Origin of the sequence: Yersinia thracica, from assembly GCF_902170565.1 — a bacterium.
Lineage (GTDB): Bacteria > Pseudomonadota > Gammaproteobacteria > Enterobacterales > Enterobacteriaceae > Yersinia > Yersinia thracica.
This window is the reverse complement of sequence record NZ_CABHXX010000091.1, coordinates 54540-68797: the sequence shown is the minus strand read 5'-3', so window position 1 is coordinate 68797 and position 14258 is coordinate 54540. Positions and strand designations below refer to the sequence as shown.

Here is a 14258-nt window from a genome sequence, read left to right as displayed (position 1 = left end):
AAATGATTAGAACAACTGTGCAACCATCTGACCCATTTGGGTATTTTTGGACAGTGCTTTAATACCGCTGTTCATCAGCAACATTGCGGTGTTTTGTGCCGTAGAAGCGGCAACAGCATCCGCATTCATAATGGAATCTTTAGCGGCCTGGTTACCATCACGCATATTGGTCAGGTTGTCGCTGGAATAACCCAGGCGGTTAATACCCGCTGCCAGTGATGCGGTCACTGAGCTGTAGTCACTAATAGCAGAGGTCAGCTTAGTAATCGCTTCTTTTGCATTGTCAGCCGTGGTTAAATCCAAACCGACCAAACCACCAGATTTGTAGCGAACATCATTCTTTTTCAAATGGTCTACTGCCGCGTCGGCTTTAGCCTGATCGGCCACAAGGTCTTGATAGACCTGATTGGCATTTTCCCAGTCAACAACAGCACCAGTAGCAGTAGCACCACCTGCTTTTTGTGCGACCTCAAACACAGCCTTTGCTTTGTCAAATACATGCTGCGCATCGACCACACCCTTTTTGGCATCCTTTGCTGCATCTTCCGCAACACCTAATAGCTTTTCAATCGAGTTACTAGCACCCTTAGAATTACCGACTGTACCTGTAGATGAAACGGTATCTCTTAAACCCGTAATCTGTGAAGAAAGGTCAATTTTAATCACATCTTCAGCACTGGCACCGGTCTGGAAGACCAGCTCACCATCTAATTTACCACCGGTGGCAAACAGGGTGCCGTCACCAAAGGTAGATTTCTCTAACGTAGACTTCAATTCTTCGCCCAGTGACTTAAATTCTGCATTCAACGCGATACGGTCTTGAGTACCATTGGTGGCGTTCGAGGCCTGGGTTGCCAACTCTTTCATACGGTTCAGGATACCATCAGAACCGGCCAGCGCACCGTTAGCCGCTTCCAGCATCGCGGAGCTTTGTGAGTTGTTACGCAGTGCCACATTTTGGCCAGTGATAGCCGCATTCAGGCCAGCTGCAATTTGTGAACCCGCTGCATCATCTTTGGCACTCAGAATACGCAGGCCAGTAGACAATTGGCTGGTGGCCTTGTTGTACATGTTCTGTGATCTGTTCAGTGCTTTAGCCGCGATGAAAGCTTGTGACTGGTCGTTGATGCTTAATCCCATGATAATTTTCTCTATTTGGCGAGAGCTACCTATTAGCTCCCTGCCGGTATCTGAGAAAAGCGTCACCGCCGCTGGGAAAATTAAATACGAAATTAAAAAAGATAAAATAGTGAAGTGAAACTATATTACGGAAGGTAAAAGATAATATTTAACACGCGCAGATGAGACGACACTATTAATTTGAAAATTAAATTAATATCCTTTTTTATACCCTAAATAATTCGAGTTGCAGGAAGGCAGCAATTGAGCGAGTCCCCAGGAGCTTACACCAGTAAGTGACTGGGGTGAACGAAAGCAGCCAACGCACATGCAGCTTGAAGTATGACGGGTATATGACTATTTATTCAAAATTGACATTTAAATTGTTAGTTCCAGCATAACCATGATAGAAGTGCATTTGGTTTATCTTGCTCATAAACAGCTAATTTTATATGATGCGCCTGAGTTTATTAGGTGTGTTCAGATAATAAAATTGATAGCATAACGCATCTTACAAAAATATTTTGTTTGATATCAATACAATACGGGTAAAGTTTTCACTCTCGGTAGATTTAGGCGGGCATTTATTGCCAATAAGTTAATACCCACAATACTACAGTGGGTTACCTGCTGTTCTAGGATTATTCCTGCGAAAATAAAAATGAAAAAACACCAATATATTGTTAATAAGTGGTCGATTGACCTCACTTCCGGCTTTATCAGCCATCAGGAAACCGGTGAACAAAAACGCCTGGGTGAATATCAACTTAAATTACTGAATGTGCTACTGCAACATCCAGGGCAAATTCTCTCGCGGGATGAGCTGACCAATTTAGTGTGGAAGCGCCGGGTCATCGGTAATAATAGTTTACCGAATGCCGTCCACACTTTGCGGGTTGCCTTGGGGGATGATAAAAAGCAGCAGCGTATTATTCAAACCATCCCTAAAATCGGCTATTTATTAGACGCGACTTACTGTGAAATCATTGAAGAAGATGAGCCGCCCCTCACGCCAGGTGAGGTAGAAATTGCTGATGACCCATTAATGGTTAATAGCAATTCCCCCGAGAATGCCGATCAAACTTTACTTCTTACTGTGGCAGAACATCATGAAACGCCGCAAGAAATGAATAATTTCTCGGCAGACGGCGCCGGTTTATCTCATCATCAGCGATTAAGCACGGATATTGAACCGCAGGAAAAAGCTGCTACAGAGTTACCCTTGGCTTCTCCCCCACCGCCAATGCTGGTAGCACGTGCTCCCCAACAACAAGGAATAACAAAAAAAACCAAATGGCTGTTAGCTTTACTGGCGATGGTCACTATTGGCTGTGCCATAGCGCTCTATTGGTTTTTTCAAGGGCAAAGTGCCGCTAATTATCAAGCGACAGAACAAGAGAAAGGGACTTACAGCAATATCAGGATGTTTCAGATTGAAGACAGTCGCTTTGATAAGCAAAATGCCGATAATCTGTATACCCGGCTAAAAGACACGCTGTATAAAATTGATAAAGACCTCAAAATTAAAAATGCACATTTGACTATTTATTATCATATGTCCTTGCGGAGGCTGGATTACACTATTTCAGTTGAAACGAAATGTGATAAAAAACAGCTTAATATGACGATTTACCATTGGCGGCAAGACGACAATTTATTGAATAACGTTATCTATGATGAAACTGAGAGAAAAATAAATGAAATATCTGCCTGCTAAAATTAGTCCTATATTGCTGATCTGTGGTGTGTCATTTACTGTATTGGCGCTCACTCATATCGATGATATCTCCGTCACTCCTCATAGCGAGATGCAAATGGGGTTCTATGATCTGTTATCCCATAAAAAAGAGATCTACGATGTCCGTATTACACCAACCCCTCACGCAGTGATCAGTACCATAACCAACCCCAATGATAATAGATTTATTTTTAAGGGGAAATTCACCGTAGAAGCGATGAAGAACCAACAAGTTAATTTCAAATATACGCCGATATTCTATAACAACCCAACATCAGGGCGCATGATTGATGGTTTTATGGATTATATGACTCATAACAATATTTTTATGACGCCGATGACCGTCGCTGGCCAGCCATTACTTTACGGATTGAGTGGAATATTTCTCGATGATAGTCATATGACAAAGGGGAAAGAGTAATTTCCCCTATACCCGTCATCTTTCAAGATGCAGGGTTGTTGGCTGCCATCAATCCCCCAATTCATTGAGTTATCTCAACTCCTTGGGTTCATTTCGTTGCCGCCTACCTGCAACTCGAAATCTATTGGATATATATCTTTATCTGATTAAGTACAAAAAATTATTTTACAAATAGGTTTTTGACAATGGCACTATGCAAATAACCTTGGCTGCTGTGTGATAGCGCGGCATAAGATGGGCGCTCGGAAAATTGCTTGTGCGCTAATCGCTCCGCAATAGATATTGCACTGTTAGGTTGGATAATACCGGCCATCCCTGCCACCCGTTCACGGGCATTATCTTTGAATTTATTCAATTGGCGCAATTCGCCAGTAATATGTGTTAATACCTGTTGCAGATCTTGGGTATATTCTTTAGCCATAAATGGCTGCCCGACGATCTCTTTTACCTTGTCCGCCAACACACTCTCGGCCTGTAATTCAATAGATTGGAATTTATCTGCCGGATAACGCGAACCTTCTCCGCGCACAATCAAATTTTGGCTTAATCGCTGCCAGCGTTTCTCATCAATCTGGAATGCCAGTTGGCCGTCATTATCCAGTTTGCCATGAATGCCCAAGCGCCCTAACCCTTTATTAAGTTGCAGCATTTTTTGTTTGGCTGAACTTTGCCCAATAAGTTTGACCGCCACAACACTATTGGCAACATCAGCTAATGAAAACAGCAAGGTCTCATCTTCTGACGCCTGCAACAGCTTATTAGCCTCCTTAAAGCTAAAATTAACTTTAGGGCTTTCTTCTAAGGATATATTGAGCTGTCGATCAACTGCATCACCGGAGACAATTTCTCTTTGTTCCAGCCACAATAATAGTTTCTGCGACTGTTGCTTAATGGCCTTAGGATTATGACTGATAGCCTGTTGAAGCTCTGATAATTGACGTTCAGTGGCTAATAAATAGTGATCCGCCAGCTGCAAACTGGTTAATTGGCTATTAAGTTGCACATTGTAACGCAAAGGTTCTGTCGAAAGGTAGCCAGACTCTGGAAAGGCAGCCGGTGTGACCCGCGGCTTTAGCGGCTTTATCTGCTGAGAGGGTTCAACGCCAATGCGTTTATTAACCGCTAGCCCGGCAGCAATGCCGGGACTAACACTGGAGGATCTTACTTGCATAAATTCCTAACCTAAATATAGTTAAAAAGGGATAACTGACTTATTTTTGCTTGCATACTATGGGCAATTTTTGTTGATAACAAATTACTCTGCATAGCAGCATTAACCTGAAATATATCAATCCCTGCTAAGTCATTTTCCAGATTAGCATTCACAATTTCAACGTCATCATGAAGATTGGATAAATGATCAAGACGATTTTGTTTAGCGCCTAACTCAGTGACCATGCCGCCAATTTTTTTAGTCGCCGTTGCGATAGCCGTCAGATTATCACTAATTTCCTGGTTATAAGTAGCAGGCGCAATGCTCGAATCAATCATTTTATTGGCTAACTTTTTCAAATTAGTCAATATCTCTAAATCATTTGCCGATGTTGACAGTGCGCTACTCAGATCAGTATTTTCTTGTAAGGTGATACCATTACCGACCACCGTATCACGCCGCTCATTGTTACCATTAAAAGTATATGTTTGCGTTGCTGGGTCATACTCAACAGGCTTAATATTACTTTTAGTCCCAGAAAATAAATAATTCCCATCGGGATTTTTAGTATTAAGATCAGACATCATTCCATCAAGTAACAAATTTATTTCATGGCCAAAGGTTGCAGACTCTGTTGCAGAATGATTGCCATTTTTTGCGGCCAACATTTTATCACGCACCACGATCAATTGGTTGTCCAGCGATTTTAAACTGGCCTCTTGTACAGAATAGTTACCGGACAAACGGACGACATTGGTTTTATATTGTTCGACATCTGATTTTGAATTTTCTAATTGAACCAACTGCATACTGGCAACAGGATCATCTGATATTTTATTGACTCGCTTACCGCTGGTTAACTGCTCATTTAATTTTGCATATTCAGCCGTGCGATTCGCCATACTGTTCATCATTATTCTGGACATGCTAGTATTAGTTATTCTCATTATTTACCTCTATTTTCAAATCTATATTTTATATATTCAGCGCATGAGTGCCAAAAAGTCAGAGAAAAGCTGCTCACCGATAGAAATGACCTTCATATTTGCCCGGTATGCTTTGCTGTATTCTAAAATATTGTTGCCTTCTTCGTCGCTATCCACACCACTGAGGCTCTCGCGATTTAATATTGCGCTACTCAGTACATTTTGAGTCCGAACAATCGACTGCTGATTATTACTGCTGGCAAAGGCAACTTTTCCAACCAATGCAGTGCTGGCATCTGAAAATTTAGTTGGCCCAAGCCCCGCAATAGTGATTGTTTTATCTTTTAATGCCAATAACGCATGTAAATTAGTCGCATTTCCCACATGAGTTGCATTATCCGAAAACCCTAATTCGCCTGGCTTAATATCAGTAACAGATAACATTCCCGCTGGATTGGCAGCATCAAATGAAAATAATGCAGCACCGGCCGCACCACCTAAATCATAGCCAGCCGCTAACTGGGTATTGACCTCGGTGGTTAATACCTGCGCCATTCCTTGTACAATACTTTCAGTCTCTTTTAATAAACCTTGTTCATAGTTATTAATCGAGCCAAGGCTAGCACCGCAAGACATATTTATTTTCGCACTATTGCCAGCAAAATGGATATCTATCTGTGGCTGTGCGCTACCCGTATTTAACGCTAATGTGGCTACTGTCTGCCCATTAATTAATGGCAAACCATTTTTCATCGATATATCATAGCCACCATCAGTCCCTTTGATGACGTTAATATCTACCATTTCACTTAATTTGTTGACGAGTTGATCTCGCTGATCTTGTAATACATTGGTATTGGTCCCATCAGAACCCAGCTTGACGATTTTTTGGTTATATTCATAAATACTCTTGGTTAACCCATTAACTTGGCTAATTATCGCGGTTCGTTGAGTCGCAATAACCTGTTTCTGTTCCTGAGCTGATTGATGAAAATAATTAAAATTCAGCGCCAGCGATTTAGCTTCATTCACCACTTGTTCACGATAAGCAGATGAAGACGGGTCATTTGATGCCGATGACAAGCTATTAAAAAATGCTCGCATCCCCGCAGCTAAGCCGGTATTTTCATCACCCAGTGAATGTTCCAACTTGCTAAGAGCATTTTGAGAGGCACTAAAATATTGATGATTGCTGCTCGCTTTCCACTCTTCACTCACCAGATACTGTTCAGATAAGCGTTTAAAAGCATCAACATTAACCCCATTACCGGCGCTGTAAGCACTATTTCCGCTGGTGTTAACCGCACTTTGTTCAGCACGCTGGCGGCTATAACCCGGCGTATTGACATTAGATAAGTTCATTGCCGCCGCAGAGAGACCGGCTTGAGCCGCCTGTAAGCCACTTTGTGCAATTTTGGTAAAATTCATGATATTCCCTGCTGTAATCAATTAAATAACAGATACACGTTAGTAGCAAAAAGCGGTCAATCCACGGCCAAACTTAAATATGAATGGCTGCCCCCTGTAGCGCCAATGACCCAGGGGGTAATCAGCCGCGCTATTTCCCGCCTAACTGCTGAATCAGTAAATGAGCGATACCACTACTACGCTGCGAGGCCAGAGTGGAAGCCAGTTTGTCATCATAAAAATCCCGCATCATGCGCTGTTGTTTGCTGTTAAATGGGTCGTCATCAGCAGCCAATGCTTCAGCCGCTTTGCGCATTTGCGCCAGTAAGGTGCGCATAAATACCGCCTCAAACTGCACTGCGGCCTGCTCAAGATCCTGTGGCAGGAGTTCTCCGGTAAAGCTCCCCGGCACCACCGGGGCTGATTTACTTATTGCGTTAATCATCAGTCATCCTTAAATTACGACCAGTTCGGCATCCAGTGCACCGGCTTCATGCAAAGCTTGTAAAATGGCCATGATGTCATCAGGAGAAGCGCCTAAGCTATTGATGGTATTAACGATACTGCGCAGGCGTGTTCCCGCAGGGACGATAACCATTTGATTACGTCCCTTGGTCACTTCAATGTCACTTTCTGGCGTGGTGACGGTTTTCCCCCCGCCAAGCACATTAGGTTGGCTGACATTTTTCTTCTCACGAATACTGACCGTCAGATTGCCGTGAGAGACTGCCGCCGCGCGCACCCTGACACCTTCGCCAATCACCACCGTCCCGGTGCGGGCATTGAAGACCACCCGTGGCGACTGCTTGCCAGCATTGATTTGCACATCTTCCAACAAGGACATAAAGGCCACCCGCGCCCCCGCATCTTGTGGTGCATTGACCATCACGTTAGTGGCACTTTGCGCCACCGCGGTGTTAGAGCCAAAAGCACGGTTCAGTGCCAATGCCACATTGTTGGCTGATTTAAAGCTCGGCCGTTTCAGGTTAAGCACCACCTGGCTATTGCTTTGGAAATCACTCGGAATTTCGCGTTCAATACTGCCGCCATTGGGGATGCGCCCCACCGTTGCGGTATTCACCGTCACACTGGAACCACTATTGGCTTCGGCTTTCATCCCCCCCACAATCACGTTGCCCTGTGCCAATGCATACACTTCGCCATCAGCACCGCGCAGTTGGGTTAATAGCAAGGTGCCGCCGCGCAAGCTTTTGGCATCACCAATTGACGATACGGTGATATCAATAGATTGACCGCGCGCATAACCCGGTGGCAGGGTGGCGCTGATCGCTACCGCCGCCACATTCTTTACCTTGGGATCCATTTTTTCTGGCAGTTGCACACCAAACTGGCGCAACATGTTAGCCATTGATTGGCCGGTAAATTTCACCTGGTTTTTATCGCCAGAGCCGTCAAGCCCCACCACCAGGCTGTAGCCCACCAGTTGGTTGCCACGCACCCCTTGAATATCCACCAGCGATCCCAGTGGTTGTGCTATCGCGGCGGGCAGAGCACACCACAACCCAATCAGCACAAAATAACGTCGTAACATATTGATTCCTGGTTAGATAGGGAATAATGGGTGGTTGAAGAAGCGCGTTAACCAACCGGCGGAGTTGGCATCGCTGAGCGCGCCGCGGCCCGCGTAGGAAATACGCGCGTTGGCGATCCGCTGAGAAGAGACTGAATTATCCCGCTCAACATCATCGGCCCGGACTAATCCAGTCACGCGCATATATTCATCGCCCTGATTAAGGGTCAGCCACTTTTCGCCACGAATAACCAATACCCCGTTCGGCAATACCTGATGTACCGCGACTGTAATCGAGCCACGTAACATATTTTGCTGCGCCGAGTTGGCACTGCCGTCAAAATCACGCTTGCCGGATATTGATCCCCCCAGCTTGTTCAGCTTTTTCCCCAATATCTCGGGGATGCCCAAGCTCATGTCGTTTTTTTTGCCAAAGTTGGTTTTAGCCTGCTTACTGGATTGAGTGGATTCATCCAACTTGACCGTCAGAATGTCACCGATCCGATACGCACGCCGGTCCTGCAATAGTGACCAGTTGTACGCGGGCTGGAACAGCCCGCCGCCTTCTTTAACCGTGGTCGACTGGATCAAATTGGCTGGTGGTGCAAAAGCAGCATCGTCTTTCTGCACCAGCAGCGCTGGGGTTTCACAACCGCTCAACGCCAGCACCAATGGTGTTAATAATAAAAACCTTTTCATGCATCATTCACTTTTCAACGGAGGCGACGGCCAGTTACAGCTTCTGAGTGACAAACTTCAGCATGTCGTCGGCAGCAGAGACCATTTTGGCGTTCATCTCATAAGCTCGCTGTACGGTTATCATGTCGACCATTTCTTCGACCACTTGCACATTGGAGCCTTCCAGTGATTTATGCGCCAGTGCGCCAAAGGACTCTTCCCCTGCAACACCTTCCGTTGCGGTGCCGCTGGCAACGGTTTCTTTGTAAATATTGCCGCCCACAGCTTCCAAACCGGCCGGATTCACAAAGTTGACCAAGGTGATTTGCCCCAGTTCAGCGAATTCTGCCTCTCCCCCGATACGGGCGCTGACCGTGCCATCTTTGGCGATCGCCAGATCTCTGGCACCTGCTGGCATCTCTATTTGTGGTACCAATGGCATACCTTGCGCATTGGTCAGTACCCCATCAGCATTGAGGGAAAAATTACCGGCACGGGTGTAAGCAATACCGCCATCGGAAGTTTCAACCTGGAAAAATCCTTGGCCCACAATCGCCACATCAAAATCACCGCTGGTGACCTTAATATTGCCAACGGTAAATTGCTTTTGTGTCCCCACCACTTTGACGCCGCTACCAAACTGAATGCCATTCGGCGTGGCATTGTTTTGATCCAAGGGTGCGCCGGGGGTGCGCTGGTTTTGGTAGAACAGATCTTCAAACATCACACGATCGCGTTTAAAACCGTCGGTATTCACGTTAGCCAGGTTGTTCGAAATGGCGTTCATTTTGGCATCTTGTGCTGCCAACCCGGTTTTACTGACCCATAAAGCTGAATTCATAATGACTGCTCCCTAATTTCTCTATCAATGAAATAACGATCCATGAAATAACCTTGTGCTGACAGCAGCATTAACTGCCACGGATAATCCGGTTACCGGATTGCGCCAGCTCTTCCGCCACTTTCATCATTTTGATTTGCGCTTCAAACTGGCGGCTGAGGGAAATACTGGCGGTCATTTCGCTGATAGCGGAAATATTGCTGCTTTCCAAATGCTTACTCACCAGTTGAACATTCTCGTCGCGTGCCGCAGCACCACGGCGAGTGACCAATAAGCCACGGTTATTTTTGCTCAATTGATTAGCAGGAATATCCACCAGCTTGATGCGATCAATTTCCGCCGGTGTCTTGATACCGCCGTCTTGCGGGATAATGGCAATAGTGCCGTCATCGGCGACCGATACCGAAGAGTAAGGTGGCAACACAATCGGGCCGCCATCGCCTAATACCGGTAAGCCATTGATGGTTAAATCACCGTCCGGGCCAATGTCCATCTGGCCGTTACGGGTGTAAACCTCGCGGCCACCACTGAGCACCGCAATCAAGCCACGATCTTTAATGGCGACATCCAATTCGCGGCCCGTTTCTTGCAAACTGCCCGCCGTCATATCCACACCCGCGTTTTGGCTAAGCACCGCCACGCGGCTGTTATAACCGCCGCCCAGCACCTGAGTCGCCGTCGCGCGCTCCAGATCAGCACGGAACCCCTGCGTGTTGACATTAGCCAGGTTATTGGCATGAATCTGTTGTTGTGTCAGGCTGCGATTGGCCCCGCTGACGGCGGTATAGAGAAGTTTGTCCATTACAACACCTGGAACAGCGCATTCATCATGCTGTCATTGGTGCTGATGATTTTGGTATTCGCCTGGTAATTACGTTGCGCCGTCATCAAACCGACCAATTCAGCGGTTAAATCGACATTCGAGGATTCCAATGCACCCACTTCGATGCCGCCTAACAACCCCGTGCCGGGCGCACCTAATAGTGGTCCACCCGACTTGCCAGTGACACTCCAGGTGGTGCCATTCTGCGCAGCTAACCCATTAGGATTGGCAAAATTTGCCAATGCCAATTTGCCTTGCAGCATCCGCTCGCCATTACTAAAAGTGGCATATACCGAGCCATCACTCTCAATGCGCTCACCGTTTTTAGTGCCCGCGGTGTAACCATTGCCTTTATTCAGGGTAGGAAGAAATTCAGATTGGAACTGAGTGGTACCGGTGTAATTGAGATCAATATTGAAGCCAGCAGCACCGGCTGGGCTATAATTGCCGTTGATGTTTTGGGTGTTACCGCCCGTCAATACACCTGATGTGTCAAACCTGAGGTCGTGCGAACCCGTATGAAGCCTGTTATCGACCGCAGTGTGCACCTTCCATTCACCCGCAGTTGGCCTTTTAACAAAATATTGCGTCAGTAAATGTTCACGGCCCAAGGAGTCATAAGCTGTCGACGTGGACATATAGTTGTATGAATCTTTATCAGCTATGGTGAATGTTGTGTTGGCGGGTGGGGTATCATTGGCGGGCAAGTTAGCCATAAAGTCCAATTTGCTGGTCGCTTTGGCGGGCAGGCCAGTGGTGCTTATCTTCAAATCACCGATAATACCAGTTTGCACATTACCGGCAGCATCAGCGGGGTAACCTTGTAATTTCATGCCGCTGGCATTGACCAGTAACCCATTATTATCTGTGGTGAACATCCCGGCACGGGTGTATGCATCCTCACCGTTGCTGTTTTTCACCACAAAAAAACCGCTACCTGAAATCGCCAAATCCATCGCGTTACCCGTTCGGTCAATCGAGCCTTCTTTTTTGATACTTTGCGTGGTTCCGCTAACCCCAACCCCTAATGGCTGCGATTGTGCATACATAGAGGCAAACTCAGTTCGGCTCGACTTAAAACCTTTGGTGCCGGAGTTGGCGATATTGTTACTGATGCTGTTTAACTGTTCAGTCACCGCGCTCAGGCCGGTATTGGCAATACTAAAACTCATAAAATAATTCTCTTGTAAAATAATGGGTTATTGGGGAAATGGCGTTAAGCACCAAACTGTTTAATTTTGTGGTAAGGCACATTGCCAATACCGGCGACATTTAATTGCGCTGCCCCGCCATGTTGTGGAATACGCACATTGTTAACGGCACCGGCTAATTCCAACGGAATGAATTCTTCCCCACTGCTGCTGACTGCACTGAGTTTGTAGTTGCCAGGTTTAAGATTGTGCCTGGCCGGATCGAGGGTGAAATTGACACTGCCCGCCGCTTGCTGACCCAGACTAATTTGATGCTCCTGTCCCAGACCATCAACCAAGTGGATCACCAACGGTGATGCGGCATGTTCTAATGTCAGCCGCCCATGTTGGATTTGTGTCCCCAGCTCAACCTCGGCACTTTCCACCATCACCTGCTGCCCCACCAGATTGGCGGTCGCCATTGCCTGCACTCTTTCCATCTGCACGGTGTTGCTCTTCAACATCTTGGCCATGTTTTCGGTGGATTGAACCTGCGAAAGCTGCGCCATTTGGCTGACAAATTCAGTGCCATCCATCGGGTTCAGGGGGTCCTGATTCTGAATCTGCGCCACCAATAACTTCATGAACTGGTTATTAAGCTCTTCACCCTTGGGTAACTCACTCTCTGCTATCTGAGAGCTATGACTGTTTTTTGACAAACTGCTGCTTTCATTAATATTCATGATTAGCGCTCTCCGAGCTTTAATACACTTTGCTGCATGCTTTTGACGCTGTTGAGAACTTCAACATTGGTCTCAAAGCTGCGTGATGCCGACATCATGTCAGCCATCTCGGACACCACATTGACTGCCGGATAAAAGACATAACCTTGCGGGTTAGCCAGCGGATGATTAGGTTCATACCGCTGCACCGTCTCCCCCACTTCAACCACATTTAATACCTGTACTTGCGCACCGGTAACGCCACGAGGATTAGCCGCACTGCGAGGTGAATAAACCGCAGAAAATATCGGGCTGCGCGCTTTGTAAGCTTCAGCCGCCGAGGCCGCCGGTGACTCCGCATTTGCCAGATTACTGGCGATGGTATTGAGCCTGATGGTCTGGGCCGTCATGGCTGAACCTGATATCCGATAAATATTGTTAAAAGACATCCCTATTTCCCTTCAATTGCCTGTTTCAGGCCGACCAACTTCATATTGAGAAATGACAAACTGGTTTGATAATCGAGAGCATTTTTTGAAAATTCTGCCTGCTCAACATTCAATGCCACCGTATTGCCATCCTGTGAGGGTTGATACGGCAACCGGTACTTAACTTGAGGTGACAGCATTTGAGGAGAAGCTATCCCTATGCTCCTCTGTTTTGCCCGTTGCATTTCAGCGCCGAAATCAATATCTTTAGCCTGAAAATTTGGCGTATTCACATTGGCCAGATTGGCCGATAGCAGTTCTGCTCTGGTAAGTCGAAGCTGCATCGCCGCAGGGTGAACCCCTAATGCTTTCTGAAAATCAATGCCCACAAAATACGTCCTAATTTGATGTTAAAACACGAGTTTGCACTCACGAACACTCACATTAATGCAAACAACGTGCCAGGTTTATAACATCATGATTAAATACGATTTTTTATTATTTCTTTTGTTCAATGGGAAGCGCTATTTCCCCTCAATCCGACCCGTATTTATCCGCATGCCACGGCAGTTATTCCTGCTGTCTGTTAGCCTGATTTCACTGTATGCAGCAGCAGCAAACAGCGCTGATATTCATGCTCGAAAACAGATTTATACACAGGCATTACATGCAGCCAGCGCTGACATTAGCCAAACCGCCAAAAATAAAAACTGGCAGGGCTATAGGGTAAAAATGAATATTTTTATTCCGTCAGAAGTGAGCCGATATAAGTGGTGTCAGGGGGAGGTAAGGGTGACGGCACCCATCAGTGGGCAGCGCGATATCTCGCGTTTGCGTTATGACATCAGCTGTCCTGACGCTACTGGCTGGGAAGTATCAGTCACGGTAAAACCCGATATTTATCTGCCGGTTTGGGTGGCAAAAAACACCCTTGAGCGCGGTAAATTAGTGGCACCTGACGATATTGAATTGAAGAAAAAGAATATTTCGACGGCGCAAGGGGGCTATATTACCGATCCCGATGAAATAGTCGGGCTGACGGTTAAACGCCGCATTCGTGGGCTGCAAGTCGTGACGCCCTCTCAATTGGAGCAGCCGGTGTTAGTGACCCGTGGTCAGCAAGTATTAATGATTGCTGAACAAGATGGCATTGAAGCTCGCATGTTAGGCGAAGCGCTGAAAAATGGCCGCAAAGGGGAGCTGATTAAAGTGAAAAATCTCAGCAGCAAGCGCACAGTGACCGCCATAGTTGATGATATCGCCAGAGTCAGAATGTTGGGGATTACCAGCAGTTAGGGCTAACGGCAGTCAGTTAAGTTTTGACCCTACTGTGACGCTTTA

Annotated in this window: 16 protein-coding genes; 3 read left to right on the top strand and 13 right to left on the bottom strand. The window is 46.3% G+C overall.

Annotated elements, in window-relative coordinates:
* Positions 1–6: 6 nt before the first annotated feature.
* On the bottom strand, positions 7–1140 hold the full coding sequence (locus tag FTA91_RS12825) for a flagellin N-terminal helical domain-containing protein (protein WP_145534885.1): 1134 nt from the start codon (positions 1138–1140) through the stop codon (positions 7–9).
* A gap of 640 nt (positions 1141–1780) precedes the next feature.
* On the opposite strand from FTA91_RS12825, the gene FTA91_RS12815 reads away from it, so the two are divergent.
* Together FTA91_RS12815 and FTA91_RS12810 are read left to right on the top strand one after the other, a co-directional pair.
* The gene (locus tag FTA91_RS12815; RefSeq protein ID WP_145583456.1) at positions 1781–2836 is read left to right on the top strand and encodes a winged helix-turn-helix domain-containing protein; all 1056 of its coding nucleotides are present in this window, start codon (positions 1781–1783) and stop codon (positions 2834–2836) included.
* The gene (locus FTA91_RS12810) at positions 2817–3278 is read left to right on the top strand and encodes a hypothetical protein (RefSeq protein WP_050112349.1); all 462 of its coding nucleotides are present in this window, start codon (positions 2817–2819) and stop codon (positions 3276–3278) included. The genes FTA91_RS12815 and FTA91_RS12810 overlap by 20 nt, the downstream gene beginning before the upstream one ends.
* Before the next feature lie 160 nt (positions 3279–3438).
* Here the strand turns inward: FTA91_RS12810 and FTA91_RS12805 are convergent, their stop codons facing one another.
* From FTA91_RS12805 to flgB, 12 genes are all read right to left on the bottom strand, one after another.
* Entirely contained in the window at positions 3439–4449 is a 1011-nt protein-coding gene (locus FTA91_RS12805) for a hypothetical protein (RefSeq protein ID WP_145534882.1), read from the bottom strand.
* An 11-nt stretch (positions 4450–4460) separates the two neighbouring features.
* Complete coding sequence (gene flgL, locus FTA91_RS12800; protein WP_145534879.1) at positions 4461–5378, bottom strand: flagellar hook-associated protein FlgL; 918 nt, start codon at positions 5376–5378, stop codon at positions 4461–4463.
* 36 nt (positions 5379–5414) lie between these two features.
* Positions 5415–6785, bottom strand: coding sequence for a flagellar hook-associated protein FlgK (gene flgK, locus FTA91_RS12795; protein WP_145583453.1), 1371 nt, complete (start codon positions 6783–6785; stop codon positions 5415–5417).
* Positions 6786–6915: 130 nt separating this feature from the next.
* The gene (locus FTA91_RS12790; RefSeq protein ID WP_050112346.1) at positions 6916–7209 is read right to left on the bottom strand and encodes a rod-binding protein; all 294 of its coding nucleotides are present in this window, start codon (positions 7207–7209) and stop codon (positions 6916–6918) included.
* A gap of 9 nt (positions 7210–7218) precedes the next feature.
* Positions 7219–8316, bottom strand: a complete 1098-nt coding sequence (locus FTA91_RS12785; RefSeq protein ID WP_050112345.1) for a flagellar basal body P-ring protein FlgI — start codon at positions 8314–8316, stop codon at positions 7219–7221.
* Positions 8317–8328: 12 nt separating this feature from the next.
* The gene (gene flgH / locus FTA91_RS12780; protein WP_050112344.1) at positions 8329–8994 is read right to left on the bottom strand and encodes a flagellar basal body L-ring protein FlgH; all 666 of its coding nucleotides are present in this window, start codon (positions 8992–8994) and stop codon (positions 8329–8331) included.
* 34 nt (positions 8995–9028) lie between these two features.
* Positions 9029–9814, bottom strand: coding sequence for a flagellar basal-body rod protein FlgG (gene flgG, locus FTA91_RS12775; RefSeq protein ID WP_145583449.1), 786 nt, complete (start codon positions 9812–9814; stop codon positions 9029–9031).
* Positions 9815–9884: 70 nt separating this feature from the next.
* Positions 9885–10616: a flagellar basal-body rod protein FlgF gene (flgF, locus tag FTA91_RS12770; protein ID WP_145534869.1), complete on the bottom strand. Its 732-nt coding sequence runs from the start codon at positions 10614–10616 to the stop codon at positions 9885–9887.
* Positions 10616–11809 (bottom strand): flagellar hook protein FlgE, encoded by a 1194-nt coding sequence (flgE, locus tag FTA91_RS12765; RefSeq protein WP_145583447.1) that lies wholly within the window; start codon positions 11807–11809, stop codon positions 10616–10618. The genes flgF and flgE overlap by 1 nt, the downstream gene beginning before the upstream one ends.
* A gap of 44 nt (positions 11810–11853) precedes the next feature.
* Entirely contained in the window at positions 11854–12510 is a 657-nt protein-coding gene (gene flgD, locus FTA91_RS12760; protein ID WP_050112340.1) for a flagellar hook assembly protein FlgD, read from the bottom strand.
* Positions 12511–12512: 2 nt separating this feature from the next.
* On the bottom strand, positions 12513–12938 hold the full coding sequence (flgC, locus tag FTA91_RS12755; protein WP_050112339.1) for a flagellar basal body rod protein FlgC: 426 nt from the start codon (positions 12936–12938) through the stop codon (positions 12513–12515).
* 2 nt (positions 12939–12940) lie between these two features.
* Positions 12941–13306 (bottom strand): flagellar basal body rod protein FlgB, encoded by a 366-nt coding sequence (flgB, locus tag FTA91_RS12750; RefSeq protein ID WP_050112338.1) that lies wholly within the window; start codon positions 13304–13306, stop codon positions 12941–12943.
* An 88-nt stretch (positions 13307–13394) separates the two neighbouring features.
* On the opposite strand from flgB, the gene flgA reads away from it, so the two are divergent.
* The gene (gene flgA / locus FTA91_RS12745) at positions 13395–14213 is read left to right on the top strand and encodes a flagellar basal body P-ring formation chaperone FlgA (protein WP_145583445.1); all 819 of its coding nucleotides are present in this window, start codon (positions 13395–13397) and stop codon (positions 14211–14213) included.
* Positions 14214–14258: the final 45 nt, after the last annotated feature.

Bases quoted from the DNA above. Each gene is read 5' to 3' on its own strand.
- FTA91_RS12825 (WP_145534885.1), bottom strand. From the start codon at position 1,140: ATGGGATTAAGCATCAACGACCAGTCACAAGCTTTCATCGCGGCTAAA.
- FTA91_RS12815 (WP_145583456.1), top strand. From the start codon at position 1,781: ATGAAAAAACACCAATATATTGTTAATAAGTGGTCGATTGACCTCACT.
- FTA91_RS12810 (WP_050112349.1), top strand. From the start codon at position 2,817: ATGAAATATCTGCCTGCTAAAATTAGTCCTATATTGCTGATCTGTGGT.
- FTA91_RS12805 (WP_145534882.1), bottom strand. From the start codon at position 4,449: ATGCAAGTAAGATCCTCCAGTGTTAGTCCCGGCATTGCTGCCGGGCTA.
- flgL (WP_145534879.1), bottom strand. From the start codon at position 5,378: ATGAGAATAACTAATACTAGCATGTCCAGAATAATGATGAACAGTATG.
- flgK (WP_145583453.1), bottom strand. From the start codon at position 6,785: ATGAATTTTACCAAAATTGCACAAAGTGGCTTACAGGCGGCTCAAGCC.
- FTA91_RS12790 (WP_050112346.1), bottom strand. From the start codon at position 7,209: ATGATTAACGCAATAAGTAAATCAGCCCCGGTGGTGCCGGGGAGCTTT.
- FTA91_RS12785 (WP_050112345.1), bottom strand. From the start codon at position 8,316: ATGTTACGACGTTATTTTGTGCTGATTGGGTTGTGGTGTGCTCTGCCC.
- flgH (WP_050112344.1), bottom strand. From the start codon at position 8,994: ATGAAAAGGTTTTTATTATTAACACCATTGGTGCTGGCGTTGAGCGGT.
- flgG (WP_145583449.1), bottom strand. From the start codon at position 9,814: ATGAATTCAGCTTTATGGGTCAGTAAAACCGGGTTGGCAGCACAAGAT.
- flgF (WP_145534869.1), bottom strand. From the start codon at position 10,616: ATGGACAAACTTCTCTATACCGCCGTCAGCGGGGCCAATCGCAGCCTG.
- flgE (WP_145583447.1), bottom strand. From the start codon at position 11,809: ATGAGTTTTAGTATTGCCAATACCGGCCTGAGCGCGGTGACTGAACAG.
- flgD (WP_050112340.1), bottom strand. From the start codon at position 12,510: ATGAATATTAATGAAAGCAGCAGTTTGTCAAAAAACAGTCATAGCTCT.
- flgC (WP_050112339.1), bottom strand. From the start codon at position 12,938: ATGTCTTTTAACAATATTTATCGGATATCAGGTTCAGCCATGACGGCC.
- flgA (WP_145583445.1), top strand. From the start codon at position 13,395: ATGATTAAATACGATTTTTTATTATTTCTTTTGTTCAATGGGAAGCGC.